General features: G+C 70.5%; 13 protein-coding genes. 5 read left to right on the forward strand and 8 right to left on the reverse strand.

Going from position 1 to position 15050, the window contains the following annotated elements:
* Positions 1-19 precede the first annotated feature (19 nt).
* Positions 20-1048 (reverse strand): LacI family DNA-binding transcriptional regulator, encoded by a 1029-nt coding sequence (locus tag G3I78_RS01450; protein WP_164420859.1) that lies wholly within the window; start codon positions 1046-1048, stop codon positions 20-22.
* The gene (locus G3I78_RS01455; RefSeq protein ID WP_164420860.1) at positions 1045-3402 is read right to left on the reverse strand and encodes a glycoside hydrolase family 2 protein; all 2358 of its coding nucleotides are present in this window, start codon (positions 3400-3402) and stop codon (positions 1045-1047) included. Before G3I78_RS01455 ends, G3I78_RS01450 begins: the two co-directional genes overlap by 4 nt.
* Before the next feature lie 152 nt (positions 3403-3554).
* On the opposite strand from G3I78_RS01455, the gene G3I78_RS01460 reads away from it, so the two are divergent.
* From G3I78_RS01460 to G3I78_RS01470, 3 genes are read left to right on the forward strand one after another with little or no spacing between them, the layout of a single operon-like run.
* Positions 3555-4868 (forward strand): ABC transporter substrate-binding protein, encoded by a 1314-nt coding sequence (locus G3I78_RS01460; RefSeq protein ID WP_164420861.1) that lies wholly within the window; start codon positions 3555-3557, stop codon positions 4866-4868.
* The gene (locus tag G3I78_RS01465) at positions 4868-5809 is read left to right on the forward strand and encodes a sugar ABC transporter permease (protein ID WP_164420862.1); all 942 of its coding nucleotides are present in this window, start codon (positions 4868-4870) and stop codon (positions 5807-5809) included. Before G3I78_RS01460 ends, G3I78_RS01465 begins: the two co-directional genes overlap by 1 nt.
* Positions 5806-6636 carry a carbohydrate ABC transporter permease gene (locus G3I78_RS01470; protein ID WP_164420863.1) on the forward strand — a complete coding sequence of 277 codons (831 nt, stop codon included), beginning with the start codon at positions 5806-5808 and terminating at the stop codon, positions 6634-6636. Before G3I78_RS01465 ends, G3I78_RS01470 begins: the two co-directional genes overlap by 4 nt.
* Positions 6637-6664: 28 nt before the next feature.
* On the opposite strand, the gene G3I78_RS01475 is transcribed toward G3I78_RS01470, so the two are convergent.
* The 3 genes from G3I78_RS01475 to G3I78_RS01485 form a co-directional block, all read right to left on the reverse strand.
* Positions 6665-7945 carry a ribonuclease D gene (locus G3I78_RS01475; RefSeq protein ID WP_164420864.1) on the reverse strand — a complete coding sequence of 427 codons (1281 nt, stop codon included), beginning with the start codon at positions 7943-7945 and terminating at the stop codon, positions 6665-6667.
* A 134-nt stretch (positions 7946-8079) separates the two neighbouring features.
* On the reverse strand, positions 8080-8742 hold the full coding sequence (locus G3I78_RS01480) for a response regulator transcription factor (protein WP_053751649.1): 663 nt from the start codon (positions 8740-8742) through the stop codon (positions 8080-8082).
* Positions 8743-8994: 252 nt separating this feature from the next.
* Positions 8995-9663: a DUF3000 domain-containing protein gene (locus tag G3I78_RS01485; protein ID WP_164420865.1), complete on the reverse strand. Its 669-nt coding sequence runs from the start codon at positions 9661-9663 to the stop codon at positions 8995-8997.
* 119 nt (positions 9664-9782) lie between these two features.
* Here G3I78_RS01485 and hemE point away from each other — a divergent pair, with 119 nt between their 5' ends.
* On the forward strand, positions 9783-10838 hold the full coding sequence (hemE, locus tag G3I78_RS01490) for a uroporphyrinogen decarboxylase (RefSeq protein WP_164420866.1): 1056 nt from the start codon (positions 9783-9785) through the stop codon (positions 10836-10838).
* Positions 10839-11158: 320 nt separating this feature from the next.
* Positions 11159-11806 carry a response regulator transcription factor gene (locus G3I78_RS01495; RefSeq protein WP_164420867.1) on the forward strand — a complete coding sequence of 216 codons (648 nt, stop codon included), beginning with the start codon at positions 11159-11161 and terminating at the stop codon, positions 11804-11806.
* On the opposite strand, the gene G3I78_RS01500 is transcribed toward G3I78_RS01495, so the two are convergent.
* The 3 genes from G3I78_RS01500 to G3I78_RS01510 form a co-directional block, all read right to left on the reverse strand.
* A complete protein-coding gene (locus tag G3I78_RS01500; RefSeq protein ID WP_164420868.1) occupies positions 11796-12608 on the reverse strand; it encodes a crotonase/enoyl-CoA hydratase family protein in 813 nt (270 codons plus the stop codon). The two genes, G3I78_RS01495 and G3I78_RS01500, sit on opposite strands and share 11 nt — an antisense overlap.
* Before the next feature lie 217 nt (positions 12609-12825).
* Positions 12826-13617 carry a class I SAM-dependent methyltransferase gene (locus G3I78_RS01505; RefSeq protein ID WP_164420869.1) on the reverse strand — a complete coding sequence of 264 codons (792 nt, stop codon included), beginning with the start codon at positions 13615-13617 and terminating at the stop codon, positions 12826-12828.
* A 63-nt stretch (positions 13618-13680) separates the two neighbouring features.
* Positions 13681-15027 (reverse strand): aminotransferase class III-fold pyridoxal phosphate-dependent enzyme, encoded by a 1347-nt coding sequence (locus tag G3I78_RS01510; protein ID WP_164420870.1) that lies wholly within the window; start codon positions 15025-15027, stop codon positions 13681-13683.
* Positions 15028-15050: the final 23 nt, after the last annotated feature.

Genomic DNA, 15050 nt, shown 5'->3' on the forward strand with positions numbered 1-15050 from the left:
GAGGCGGGAGCGGCGAAGGTCACATCGCGGGAGGCGCCGTGGAACCCCTCGGAGTCAGTACCGGAGTCGGCACGGGGTGTGATCCGGGGCCCTCTCCGGTGATCGCCCCGAACAGCGTACGAGCCGCCTCCGCGCCGAATCCGTGCACGTCATGGCTCATCGCGGAGAGCGTGGGATGGGTGAGCCGGCACAGCTGGGAGTCGTCCCAGGCCAGCAGCGAGACGTCGTGCGGAACGCTCAGCCCCATCTCGGCCGCGACCGACAGCCCGGCGACCGCCATGATGTCGTTGTCGTACACGATCGCGGTCGGCCGGTCCGGCGGCGCCGCCGTCAGCAGGGACCGGGTGGCCCGTGCCCCGGCCTCCCCGGAGTAGTCGGTGGTGACCTGCCAGGCCCCCGCCAGCTCCAGGGCCCGCGCCGCCTCGTCGAACGCGGCGGTCCGCATCGCCGTGTGCCCGAGCGCCGCCGCGCCGCCCACCCGGGCGATCCGCCGGTGCCCGAGCGCCGCGAGATACCGCACGGCCTCCGTCACCGCGGTCGCGTCGTCCGTCCACACCGAGGTCAGCGCCCCCGTGAACGACGGATGCCCCACGGCCACCACCGGCATCCCGATCCGCTCCACGGCCGCCACCCGCGGATCGTCGGCCCGGAAGTCGACGAGGATCGACCCGCCGATCTGCCGCCCCCGCCACCACGCCTCCTGGAGGCCGACCTCCTCCTCCACGTTCCGCACGAGCCGCAGCAGCAGCGAGCAGTTCCGCTCGATCAGCACGCTCTCCACGCCCGACACGAACTCCATGTAGAAGGGTTCGAGCCCGAGCAGCCGGGCCGGGCGGCAGATCGCGAGCCCCACCACGTCCACCCGCGACCCGGCCAGCGTCCGCGCCGTCAGGTTCGGCTCCCAGCCCAGCTCCCGCGCGGCCCGGAAGATCCGGTCCCGGGTCGCCTCCGACAGCCCCGGCTTGTGGTTGAAGGCCAGCGACACGGCCCCCTTGGACACCCCGGCGCGCGCGGCGACGTCCTTGATGGTGACGCGGGTGGTGGTCATGAAGCGGGCTCCACGCAGTACAGGGCGGACCGGGCGGCATCCGGATCGGGACTCTCCCAGCCGCTGACCCCGATGGTCACCTCTTCACCGGGCAGCAGCGTCACGAGCCCCCGATCCGCACGCGCGTCCGGGTGCAGCCGGTCGGCCTGCAACAGCAGATCCCGTACGAGGGTACGGGCTGTCACCGTGACCGACCCCGGCGCGACCGACACGTCGAACTCCGGCCGGGGATAGGGGACTTCACGGTCGGGCGCGGGGAAGTACAGGGCCCGCAGCCCATCGGCGTCCACGACGAGGAACTCCTTCGGGCCGACCGGTTCCAGCTCCTCGGGCACGTCCACGAGCGCCACCGCACGCCGCTGGGCGGTGAACTCCGCCTCGGTCGAGCCGACGACCGTCCCCTCCACCGACATCCGCCGCAGCCGCAGGGCACCCGTCCATGCCTCGGCCGCCTGGTTGACGACGGCGACCACGCGTCCGCGCACCGTCAGCAACCGGTCCGCGTACAGCCTCCGCAGCTCGTGGTACAGCGGCTTCTCCCGTCCGTCCCCGTCGATCGCCGCCCAACTCGTCACCGGCCAGCAGTCGTTGAGCTGCCACACCACCGTCCCCGCGCACATCGGCCAGTGCGACCGCCAGTGCTCGATCCCGGCGGCCACCGCCCGCGCCTGGTTGACCTGGGTGAGGTAGTGCCACCGGTCGAAGTCCCCCTCGGGGAAGGCGAAATGCCGCTCAAGCCCTCGCCGGAGCTTTCCGTTCCCGTCGTCGGCCTTCTGGTGGTGCAGCATCCCAGGGGAGTCGGCGGCGAGCTCCTCCCCGGGCAGCGCCCGCGCGAGCGTGGCGTACGCGGGCGGCGCCTGCCACCCGAACTCGGCCACGAACCGCGGCACTTCACTGCGGTACTCGGAGTGGTCGAGCCGGTTCCACACCTCCCACGAGTGATGCGTCCCGTGCGCCGGGTCGTTCGGATGGTGCTCCCACGACCCCGACCAGGGACTGCCCGCCGTGTACGGCCGCGTCGGGTCCAACTCGGCCACCACCCGCGGCAGTACGCCCAGGTAATACCCCTCGCCCCAGGAGTCCCCGGCGAGCAGCGCCTCCCAGCCCCAGTCCCGGAACCCCCACAGGTTCTCGTTGTTGCCGTTCCACAGCACCAGCGAGGGGTGCGGCATCAGCCGTACTACGTTCTCCCGGGCCTCCGCCTCCACCTCGCCCCGCAGCGGCTGCTCCTCCGGATAGGCCGCGCAGGCGAACGGGAAGTCCTGCCAGACCAGCAGCCCCAGTTCGTCGCAGGCGTCGTAGAAGTCCTCGCTCTCGTAGATCCCGCCGCCCCAGACCCGCACCAGGTCCACCCCGGCGTCGGCGGCCTGCCGCAACCGGGACCGGTACCGCTCACGCGTGACCCGGGACGGGAACACGTCGTCCGGGATCCAGTTCACGCCGCGCGCGAAGAGCCGCTCGCCGTTCAGGACGAACGTGAACCCCGTGCCGTGCCCGTCGGCCGACCGGTCCAGCCCGACGGTCCTGAACCCCACCCGGCGCCGCCACACGTCCAGCGGGCGGTCCTCGTGCAGCAGCGTCAACTCGACGTCGTACAGCGGCTGTTCGCCGTACCCGCGCGGCCACCACAGCCGTACGCCGGGCACTTCGAGGCGTACGACCCCCTGTGTGCCGTCGACCGACGCGCGCACCCGCTCGCCGCCCACGGTCGCCTCAAGGGTCAGCGGCGCCTCGACCCGGGCGCGCTCCACGTCGACCGCCAACTCCACGACACCCAGGCCCTGTTCGACACGGACCAGCGGCCGTACCCGGGCGATCCTCGCCGTCGACCAGCGCTCCAGCCGCACCGGCCGCCAGATCCCGGCCGTCACCAGGGTCGGCCCCCAGTCCCAGCCGAAGGAGCAGGCCATCTTGCGCAGGTACTGATACGGCTCGGCGTACGCGGCCGGCCGCTCACCGACCTTCCCGCGCACCGCCTCGGCCTCGGCGTAGGCGGAGACGAACCGCACGGCGAGCCGCCCCGCCAGGCCGGTCACGTCGAAGCGGTGGGACCGGTGCATGTTCCTCGTCCGGCCCAGGAGCCGGCCGTCCAGCAGGATCTCGGCCACGGTGTCCAGGCCGTCGAAGACGAGGTCGGTCTGCTCATGGCCGTTCGTGGCCGCCAGGTCCCTCTCGTAGGTCCACTCCCGCCGCCCCACCCACGCGACCTCGGTCTCGGCGCGGCCGAGAAAGGGGTCCGGGATCACTCCCGCCGCCAGCAGATCGGTGTGCACGCACCCGGGCACGACGGCCGGCAGCGCCGTTCCCTCGTGCCTCAGGACCCATCCCTCGGTGAGCGGTGTGGCCTCCAGCATCCGCACTCCCTAAACCGATTCATCCCCGTGCTGGGAAGACTCTTGCCATCGTTGGCGAGATAGGGACTTTACCGGTTAAGAAAACGTTGTCAGAGTACCGAACCAGCCAACCCCGCAAGTGCTCGTCCGTGTCATGAACGGAGCTGATGCACATGAACCGCCGTCACATCCTCGCCATGGTCGTGGGAGCCGCCCTGCTGGTGCCGGGCTGCACCGGCACGGGAGGCTCGGCGAAGGGCGCCGACGCCAAGGCACCTGACGACCCGTCGAAGGTCACCGGCACCATCAAGGTCCTCACCGTCCGCACCGACCTCGTGCAGGACGGCACGCTGAAGAGGTACGCCGCCGCGTTCAACGAGGTCTATCCGAAGGTCAAGGTCGAGTTCGAGGGCATCACGGACTACGAGTCCGAGGTCAAGATCCGGATGAACACCGAGAACTACGGCGATGTCCTGCTGATCCCGGCCGTCATCAAGAAGAGCGACTACCCGAGGTTCTTCGCCTCGCTGGGCACCCGTCAGGAGCGCGCGAAGAAGTACCGGTTCACCGACTTCACCACGGTCGACGGCAAGGTCTACGGGCAGAGCCCGGTCGCCGTGAGCCCCGGATTCGTCTACAACAAACGGATCTGGAAGGAGGCCGGGATCAGCCAATGGCCCACCACCCCGGCCGAGTTCGTCGCGGACCTCAAGGCCGTCAAGGCGAAGACCGACGCGATCCCGTACTACACGAACTTCTCGGCCGGCTGGCCGCTGTCCTCCTGGACCTCCGTGGACGGCGCGGTGACCTGTGACCCCGAGGCCACCGACAAGCTCGCCTCGGGCGACCCCTGGGCCAAGGGCGCCGACCTGCGCGTAGGCGACCAACTCCTGTACGACATCGTCAAGTCGGGCCTGATCGAGAAGGACCCCACCACCAGCAACTGGGAGGAGTCCAAGCCCCGCACCGCCAAGGGCGAGATCGCCACCCAGTGGCTCGGCACCTGGGCGATCGTGCAGTTCCAGGACGCGGCCGAGAAGGCCGGCGTGAACCCGGACGACATCGGCTTCATGCCCTTCCCCGCCCAGACGGACGGCAAGTTCTGCGCGACCATCGGCCCCGACTACAACCAGGCCGTCAACGTCCACTCCCGGTACAAGGAGGCGGCCCGCGCCTGGATCGACTGGTTCACCGACAAGTCCGGCTACGTCGAGGACAACCTCGCCCTCTCCCCGCTCAAGGACGCGCCGCTGCCCTCGATCATGAAGCCGTACGAGGAGCAGGGCGTGAAGTTCATCGAGCTGGACGACGCCCAGGGCGCGAAGGTCAAGCAGATCGACAACGAGTCCGAGGTCGGCATCTACGCCCCCGAGTACCGCCAGAAGCTGGTCGATCTCGCCCGCGGTGTCGGCAAGGGCAGTCTCGACGACTTCCTCGCGGGTCTCGGCGAGCGCTGGACGGACGCCCAGAAGAACCTGGGGTCCTGATGACGGACACCACGCGGAAGGCGGCCGTGGAGGTGATCCCGGCCGCCCCCGTCCCGGCGCCGCCCTCGCGCCGGGCCCGGGTGCGGCGGCGCCTCACGCCCTGGCTGTTCCTGATCGCCCCGCTCGCCCTGCTGGCCACCTTCACCTACGCGCCGATCCTCAACATGATCGCGTACAGCTTCACCGACTGGGACGGCGTCAGCCCCGTACTGCACTACACGGGAGCCGAGAACTACCGGGAGATCTTCACCCGCCCCGAGCTCTTCGAGGTCTTCTGGGTCAGCGGCTACTACCTCGCCGCCTCCGTCGTCCAGATCGGCCTCGCGCTCTACTTCGCGACGGTCCTGAGCTTCGACGTCCGCTTCCGGAACTTCTTCAAGGGCGTGCTCTTCTTCCCGTATCTGGTCAACGGGGTCGCGATCGGCTTCGTGTTCCTCTACTTCTTCCAGGACGGCGGCACCCTCGACTCGGTGCTGAGCCTGTTCGGCGTGACGACCGACCGCGCCTGGCTCGGCACCCCGGTCTCCGCGAACACCTCACTGGCCGGTGTCTCGGTCTGGCGCTACCTCGGGCTGAACTTCGTCCTCTTCCTGGGCGCGATCCAGTCGATCCCGGGGGAGCTGTACGAGGCGGCCGAACTGGACGGCGCGAACCGCTGGCACCAGTTCCGGTACATCATCGCGCCCGGTATCAGGCCGATCCTGAGCCTGACGGTGATCCTCTCGATCTCCGGCTCGCTGTCGGTCTTCGAGATCCCGTACATCATGACCGGCGGGGCGACCGGCACCGAGACGTTCGTGATCCAGACGATCAACCTCGCCTTCCGCTTCAACAAGACGGGCCTGGCCTCGGCGGCCGCGATCGTCCTCCTGCTGATCATCCTGCTGGTGACCTGGGTGCAGCGGCGCCTGGTCCCCGACGACAAGGTGGACCTCGTATGACCCGCCGCGCGATCGCCCGCACCCTGGTCCACCTGTCCCTGGTCGCCGCGACCGTCGTCGTCCTGCTCCCGCTGCTGGTCGTCCTGCTCACCTCCCTCAAGTCGGAGAAGGAGATGGCGAACACCGGCGGCGCCCTAGAACTCCCCGGCGACCTGCTGAACTTCCACAACTACGTGACGGCGTTCCAGGACGGCGAGATGCTGTCCGCCTTCACCAACACGGCGATCATCCTGCTGGTCTCGATCGGCGGCACCGTCCTCATCGGCTCGATGACGGCCTACGCCATCGACCGCTTCACCTTCCGCTTCAAGAAGGTTGTGGTGGCGCTGTTCCTGGTGGCCGCCCTGGTCCCCGGTGTCACGACCCAGGTGGCGACCTTCCAGATCGTCAACAGCTTCGGCATGTTCGACACCCTCTGGGCCCCGATCGCCCTCTACATGGGCACCGACATCGTCTCGATCTACATCTTCCTGCAGTTCGTCCGCTCGATCCCGATCTCCCTGGACGAATCGGCCCGGCTGGACGGCGCCAACGCCTTCACGATCTACCGGAAGATCATCTTCCCGCTCCTGAAGCCGGCGACGGCGACGGTGGTGATCGTGAAGGGCATCACCGTCTACAACGACTTCTACATCCCCTTCCTCTACATGCCCTCGGAAGATCTTGGCGTGATATCGACGTCGCTGTTCCGCTTCAGGGGGCCCTACGCGGCCCACTGGGAGGTGATCTCGGCGGGAGCGGTGCTGGTGATCCTGCCCACCCTGATCGTCTTCCTGTCCTTGCAGCGCTTCATCTACAACGGCTTCATGCGAGGAGCGACCAGATGACCAGTCGTCCGACGAAGCCGTACGGCGGCTAGGCGGACAGCGCGGCCACCAGCACAGGAGTCACCTGCTCGACCTGCCAGGCCCGAGCCCCGAACCCCGCCAACGCGGCCCCCACGGACCCGGCGTCGACAGACGAGGGCGGCTCCCAGCAGACCCGCCGCACGGTGTCCGGAGTGATCAGGTTCTCCTGAGGCATGTTCAGACTCTCGGCCAGCGCCGACACCGCGGCCCGCGCCGCCGACAGCCGAGCCGCGGCGGCGGGGTCCTTGTCGGCCCAGGCGCGCGGCGGCGGCGGCCCCGTCACCGGCTGCCCCGGCTGCGGCAGCTGCACCTCGGCGAGGGCCCTGGCCCGGTCCACGGCGGCCTGCCACTGCTCCAGCTGGCGCCGCCCCATCCGGTGCCCGAATCCGTTCAGCGCGGCCAGCGCGTGCACGTTGACGGGAAGCGCGAGCGCCGCCTCGACGATCGCCGCGTCGGACAGCACCTTGCCCGGCGACACATCGCGCCGCTGGGCGATCCGGTCCCGGGCCTCCCACAGCTCCCGCACGACGGCCAGCTGCCGTCGCCGGCGCACCTTGTGCATCCCGGAGGTCCGCCGCCAGGGGTCCTTGCGGGGCTCGGCCGGCGGCGCCGACGCGATCGCGTCGAACTCCTGGAGGGCCCACTCCAGCTTGCCCTGCCGGTCCAGCTCCTTCTCCAGCGCGTCCCGCAGGTCGACGAGAAGCTCCACGTCGAGGGCGGCGTAGCGCAGCCAGGGCTCGGGCAGCGGGCGGGTCGACCAGTCGACGGCTGAGTGCCCCTTCTCCAGGACGAAGCCCAGCACACCCTCGACCATCGCGCCGAGCCCGACCCGGGGGAACCCGGCGAGCCGGCCGGCCAGTTCGGTGTCGAAGAGACGGGAGGGCATCATGCCTATCTCGCGCAGGCAGGGCAGATCCTGGGTGGCGGCGTGCAGCACCCACTCCACACCGGAGAGGGCCTCGCCCAGGCCCGAGAGATCGGGACAGGCCACGGGGTCGATCAACGCGGTGCCCGCGCCCTCGCGGCGCAGCTGCACCAGATAGGCGCGCTGTCCGTAGCGGTAGCCGGACGCCCGCTCGGCGTCGACGGCGACGGGTCCGGAGCCCGCGGCGAACGCGGCGATCACCTCGGCCAGCGCGTGATCGTCGGCGATCACGGGCGGAATGCCCTCGCGCGGCTCCAGCAGAGGGATCGGCGCCTCCGCTGCAGAAGATCCGCCGTCGTCCGGAGGGCCGCCTCCGGTGGTTCGCAGTGAAACGTCTGCTGCGGTCTCTTGGGCGTCGGTCACATGTCAAGGGTATCTGTGTATGGACAGCGCCTGCCGACGGAACGTTCCGTCGGCAGGCGCCTGAGGGTCGTAAACCAGTCAGCCCGGTGAAAGCTCTGGTTCACGTCCGTGAACAGTGAGGCTCCGGAAGAGCCTCAGTGGATGATGCCGGTGCGCAGGGCCACCGCCACCATGCCGGCCCGGTCGCCGGTGCCCAGCTTGCGGGCGATCCGGGCGAGGTGGCTCTTGACGGTCAGCGCGGACAGGCCCATCGAGACACCGATGGCCTTGTTCGACTGGCCCTCGGCCACCAGCCGCAGCACCTCGACCTCACGGCCGGAGAGCTCGCGGTAGCCGCCCGGGTGGCTCGGGGCACCCGGGGGGCGGCGGTGCATACGGGCGGCTGCGGCGCCGATGGGGGCGGCGCCGGGCCGGGTGGGGAGCCCGACGTTGGTGCGGGTGCCGGTGACGACGTAGCCCTTGACGCCGCCCGCGAGGGCGTTGCGCACGGCGCCGATGTCGTCGGCGGCGGAGAGGGCGAGGCCGTTGGGCCAGCCCGCGGCGCGCGTCTCGGACAGCAGCGTCAGGCCGGAGCCGTCGGGAAGGTGGACGTCGGCGACGCAGATGTCACGGGGGTTGCCGATACGGGGACGGGCCTCTGCCACGGACGAGGCCTCGATGACATCGCGCACACCGAGCGCCCAGAGGTGACGGGTGACGGTGGAGCGGACGCGCGGGTCGGCCACGACCACCATCGCGGTGGGCTTGTTCGGGCGGTAGGCGACCAGGCTTGCGGGCTGCTCGAGGAGAACGGACACCGGGCCTCCTGGGGTGCGGGACGGCTTGGAAGGTCACAGACGTCTTCGGCACCGAACCCGGCGTCCTTTAGAGAATGATCACGATCTAGTGAGTAACAATTGGTGCAATTCGGACGTGCGATCGATCGTTCGGTGAACGGATCGGTTCGTTCGAGGGTTCACTCCTGACTGAAAGTGGCCGTATCGACAAATTGATGGTCAGTGTGGGGTACCTGTCCGTGATCCGGTCGACGGGGGGAGACGGGGGAGGGGTCAGCGCGCCTGCGGGTCCCGGCGCTGGGGCAGCGTCACGACCGACGCGTCCCCGGGGCTGGCCGGCGGCAGGCCCGCGATCTGGGCCAGCAGATCGCACCAGGAGGCCAGGTGCCCCACCGCGTCCGGCACTCCGCCCAGGCCCTCGCGGGGCGTCCAGGAGGCCCGGATCTCGATCTGCGAGGTCGCGGGGCGCTCGGACAGCCCGCCGAAGTAGTGCGAGCTCGCGCGCGTGACGGTGCCGCTCGGTTCGCCGTACGACAGCCCGCGCGCCGCGAGCGCGCCGGTCAGCCAGGACCAGCACACCTCGGGCAGCAGCGGGTCGGCCGCCATCTCCGGCTCCAGCTCCGCGCGCACCAGCGTCACCAGGCGGAAGGTGCCCCGCCAGGCGTCGTGCCCGTCCGGGTCGTGCAGCAGCACGAGGCGGCCGTCGGCGAGATCCTGGTCGCCGTCGACGACGGTGGCCTCCAGGGCGTACGCGTGCGGGGCGAGCCGCTGCGGAGCCCGGGTCGGCTCGATCTCGATCTGCGGCCGCAGCCGACTGCCGCGCAGGGCCTGAACCGCGGCCTGGAAAGCCGGCGGAGCCGTACCGCTCCCATCCCGGTCCCCTTCCTTCGCGTCGTCCATCCCACCAGCGCCGTCCGACAGTCGTCCCTGAGCCGCAGCCATGCCGGAAGGTTAAAGGGAACGGGGCCGTGGTGCCGCCCTAGACACCCGGACTTGGCCCCACCTGGTCGTCGGCGGTACCGGTCACGAGGCACCCCCCGCCCCGTGCGAGACTTTCCGGCGTGAGTGCAAACGACACGCTGCCGTCAGCCACGTACGACTCCGCCTTCCTGAAGGCCTGCCGGCGCGAGCCCGTGCCGCACACGCCCGTCTGGTTCATGCGTCAGGCCGGCCGCTCGCTCCCGGAGTACCGCAAGGTCCGCGAGGGCGTCCCGATGCTGGAATCCTGCGAACGCCCCGAGCTGATCACCGAGATCACCCTCCAGCCGGTCCGCCGGCACGGCGTCGACGCGGCGATCTTCTTCAGCGACATCGTCGTCCCGCTCCGGGCCATCGGCATCGACCTCGACATCAAGCCCGGCGTCGGCCCGGTCATCGCGAAGCCGATCCGCACCCGCGCCGACCTGGCCCAGCTGCGCGACCTCACCCCCGAGGACGTCTCCTACGTCACCGAGGCCATCGGCCTGCTGACCCGCGAGCTGGGCCCGACCCCCCTCATCGGTTTCGCCGGGGCGCCTTTCACCCTCGCGAGCTACCTCGTCGAGGGCGGTCCGTCGCGCACGTACGAGAACGCCAAGTCGATGATGTACGGCGACCCCCAGCTCTGGGCCGACCTGCTGGACCGTCTCGCCGAGATCACCGCCGCCTTCCTGAAGGTCCAGATCGAGGCCGGCGCCTCCGCCGTCCAGCTCTTCGACTCGTGGGCCGGCGCCCTCGCCCCCGTCGACTACCGCCGCTCCGTGCTGCCCGCCTCCGCGAAGGTCTTCAAGGCGGTCGAGGGGTACGGCGTCCCCCGCATCCACTTCGGCGTCGGCACCGGTGAACTGCTGAAGCTGATGAGCGAGGCCGGTGCGGACGTCGTCGGCGTCGACTGGCGTGTCCCGCTCGACGAGGCCGCCCGCCGGGTCGGTCCCGGCAAGGCGTTCCAGGGCAACCTCGACCCGACGGTCCTGTTCGCCTCCACCGAGGCCGTCGAGGCCAAGACCCGTGAGGTACTGGACTCGGCCGCGGGCCTGGAGGGCCACATCTTCAATCTCGGCCACGGAGTCATGCCGTCCACCGACCCGGACGCGCTGACCCGGCTCGTGGAGTACGTGCACGTCAACACCGCACGCTGAGGCCGGCCCCCACGTCTTCGTCGAACTCTCGAACGCGGGGGCTCGCGGGTGATTGTCTTTCGCTGCGGTATGCGCCGATTTCCCGAAAGTCATACCTTCTGGTACTTGAAGTACCGTACGATTTCTCGTACAAGGTACGACCGGTGGCTCCCGAGAGCCACCGGTCCGTGACAGTCTCTAAGCCAGCCGTCTGTCATATGACCTGGCAGGGGAGGAGCGGCTGATTCCGGCCTCGGAAATGTCCTACGAGGCTTTCTTGAACCTGTGCGCATGATCGACTCGACCAGCGGCCGCTGCACTCACTGTGTGAGGAGTTCTCCATGCAAGCGTTAGGTGTTCTCGTCGTCGACCGACATCCGGTCGTCAGGCACGGACTCTCGTCACTGCTCGAGACGCGAGTCGCCTGGACGGCCGAGGCGGCGACGAGCAGCGAGGCATGGAACACGATCAAGACCTCCCGCCCGGGTGTCGTCGTCCTGGAACTCGAACTGGAGGACGGCGCGCGCGGGATCGATCTGTGTCAGCGGCTGAAGGCGATGGAGAACGCTCCCCGGGCCGTGGTGTTCACCGGCGACGCCTCGCCCGGAGCCGTCGTCGCCGCCATCTCGGCAGGTGCCGACAGCTTTCTGCACAAGAGCGTCGGCAGCGCGGAACTCGTCGACGCGGTCGAGCGCACCTACGACGGCCAGCGCATGTGGATGCTCGGCAAGGACGAGCGGGACGACATCGACATACGGAGCGTCACCTCCGACGTGTCACCGGGCGTCACCCGCAGAGAGGCGCAGGTGCTGAGCCTGGTCCTGCGCCGCTACACCAACGAGGAGATCGCCGGGGAGCTCTCCCTGGCGCCCCAGACCATAAAGAACCAGGTCAGCAGCGCCCTGCGGAAACTGGGCGTCAGCGGCCGGCGCGAGCTGTTCCGCAAGTACTCGGGCCAGGGCCGGATGACCACCGCGCTCAGGGGCTGACCCTCCCCCGGTCCTGACCGCCCTGGAGGAAGTCCCGTGCCCCGGCGCTCGCGTCGGGGGAGTCGAGGATCTCCGCCAGCTCCTGACGGTGCGCGCGGTACTCGTCGGCGAGTTCGCCGTCGCGCACCCGGCCCAGGACCCGCTTGGTGGCCAGCACGACCTGGGGGGCGTGCGCCGCCACCCGCTCGCCGAGTTCGCAGGCCGCCGCCAGCGCGGTACCGGGGGCCACGACCCGGTTGACGAGCCCGAGGGCGTGCGCCCGGGCCGCGTCGATCGGCTCGCCGGTCAGAGCCATCTCCATCGCCACCGCGGGCGGGATGGCGCGCGGCAGCCGCAGCAGTCCGCCGGCCGCCGCCACCAGGTCCCGGCGCACCTCGGGCAGCGCGAACCGCGCGTCGGCCGCCGCCACCACCAGATCGCAGGCCAGCACCATCTCGAAGCCGCCCCCGACCGCCGCGCCCTCCACGGCCGCGATCAGCGGCTTGGCCGGCGGCCGTGCCGTCAGACCGCCGAAGCCCCGGTCCGGCAGGGACGCCCGCTCGCCGCGGGCGAAGGCCGCCAGGTCCATGCCGGAGCAGAACGCGGGCGGCGTACCGGTGAGCACCCCGACCCGCAGCCGCGCGGTGGCGTCCAGGTGGGCGAAGGCCGCGGCCAGCCGCTCGGCCATGGCACGGGTCAGGGCGTTGCGCACCCGCGGCCGGTTCAGCCGGACCACCAGCAGCGGGCCGCGCTCCTCCACGACCACGTGCGGCTCCTCGCCGCCGCTCCCCGAGCCCTGCTCCTGCCCCCACGCACCGGCCACACGTCTGCCCACCCTGAATCGGCGTTCCACGGGATCGGAAGGGCCAGCGTATCGAGCACCCGCCCGGCGACCTACGCCCCGGAAGTACCGGACCTGACGCCGGTTGAGTACCGCGGATGCCTGTACGCGAGGCGCCACGCGCGCGTGGCACGACGGCGGGGCCGGGAACGGTCGTCCACCGTTCCCGGCCCCGCTCAGTACGGGTGTGCGACGGCCGTCACGCCCTGCGGTAGACGGAGACCGCGTCCCTGCTGTCGTAGTGGAAGGGCTCCTTGCGCCAGCCGCCCCAGCGGTCCTCCAGTTCGAGGCCGCCCAGACGGGCCATCAGGTCCTGCTCCGAGGGCCAGATGAAGCGCATGGTCGCCGCGATGACACGGTTGCCCTTCTCGCTCAGGATGACGTCCGTGCGCTTGATCAGCTGGGTCGTCGGGTCGACGTGGTTCATCTCGAACCAGGCCAGCCGGGGATGCCCGGCCAGCCGCCCGGAGAGCCGGAAGGGCTCGGTCATGCCGTAGTCGTTGTGCCGGCCCCGCTGGTAGTTCGTCAGGTCCGGCACGATGTTCTGCACGACCAGCCGCCCGCCGGGCTTGAGCCGCTTCGCGCTGTTGGCCAGGCAGCGCGCCTGCTCGCCCTGGTCGGGCAGGACGAACAGGGTGGCCAGCGCGATGAAGACGACGTCGTACTCCTCCTCGACGTCGACGTCCGCGAAGTTGCCCTCGAAGACCTGGACGCGGTCCCCGCCCGGCTTCTCCTTCAGCCTGCTCAGCATCTTCGGGGAGGCGTCGATACCGCTCACCCGCACCCCCCGCTCGGCCAGCGGGAGCGCCACCCGGCCGGTTCCGACGCCCAGTTCCAGGGCCGAGCCGCCCTTGGCGAGGTCGGCCAGGAAGTCCGCGGCCTCCTCGGCGTCGTCACGGTTGTCCTCAGGCGTCCAGCTGTCCCAGATGTCGGCGTAGCGGTCCCACTCGGCCTTCGCCTCTTCCTGCCACTGCCTGCTGGTCTTGGTCATGGTGTCGCTCGCCTTCCGTACGGTGGTGGGGAACGGTGGGACCACTGCGCTGCCGGGGCCGTGTCACCCCATGGCCCGGGCGAAGCCGGACTCGGGGACACGGCCCGCCTTGACGTCGGTGAGCGCGGCGTCGAGCGCGCCGGCGATCTCCGTGACGTCGTCCTCCGTGATGACCAGGGGCGGCATCAGCATCAGGTTCGGGACGACCCGGAGGCTGGAGCTGAGCACGCCGTGGCTCTCCAGCGCCATGCGCAGCTTGTTCACCCGGCCCGGCGTCCAGGGCTCGCCGCCCGGCTCGCCGAACTCCAGCCCGCAGAACAGGCCGAGGCAGCGCACCCCGGTCAGCTCCGGGTGCTGGGCCTGGACCTTGCCGAGCGCGCCGACCAGGTCCGTGGAGCGCTGCCGTACGTTCTCCAGGACGCCGTCCTCCTCCAGCACCCGGATGACCGCGAGCGCCGCCGCGGCGGCCACGGCGTGACCGTCGTTGGTGGAGCCGACGCTGAGCGCGGTCTCGGCGGTGGTGCGGTCGTGCAGCTGCTCGAAGAGGCGGTCGTGGACGGCCACGGCCGACATCGGGATGTACCCGGAGGTGATGCCCTTGCCCAGGGTGATGATGTCGGGCGTGACGTCGGGCAGTTGGCCGGCCCGGGTGAAGTCGCCGACCCGGCCCATGCCGGTGACGACCTCGTCGAAGACCAGGTGGATGTCGTGCCGGCGGCAGAACCGGGCGAGCGAGGCGAGGTAGTCGGGGGAGAGGATGTGGCCGCCCTCGCCGACGATCGGCTCCACGATCACCGCGGTCACCCGCTCGGGCCCGAACTCCGTGATGAGCCGCTCCATGTCGCTGACGCCCTCGACCGCGCCGTGCGAGAAGGGGCCCGGGGCGTGGTGCACCTGCGGGAGCATCGGGCCGGTCTGGTGGTGCAGATAGGGGACGCCGGTCACCATGCCGGCGCCCGGACCCTGCCCGTGGAAGCCGTCCCACATGGCGAACACCGCCATCCGCTCGGGCTGTCCCGCCCGCAGCCGCAGGAACCGGGAGAGCAGCAGCGCCATCTCCACCGCCTGGGCGCCGTTGCTGGCGAAGCGGACGTGGTTGATGCCGTCCGGCAGATGGCGCACCAGGGCCTCGGCGCAGTCCACGGTGACCTGCGCCGGACGGCCGTAGCCGTGGCTGTTGGCGAAGGGCAGCCGGTCCAGCTGCTGCTTCATGGCCTCCTTCACACGGGTGTTGCCGTAGCCGAGCGTGACGTTCCACAGCCCGGAGCGCGCGTCGAGGTACCGGCGGCCAGCGGCGTCGCGGACACGGACGCCGTCCGCCTCCGCGAGCAGGTCATCGGGGGACAGGGCCTTGAGGTAGGGACGGGGGACGCCGCTGTTCCACAGGGCGAATTCGGCGGGGTCGATCACGACAGGTTGCCTCTCTGTTGGGA

Source organism: Streptomyces sp. SID13726 (assembly GCF_010548375.1).
GTDB lineage: Bacteria > Actinomycetota > Actinomycetes > Streptomycetales > Streptomycetaceae > Streptomyces.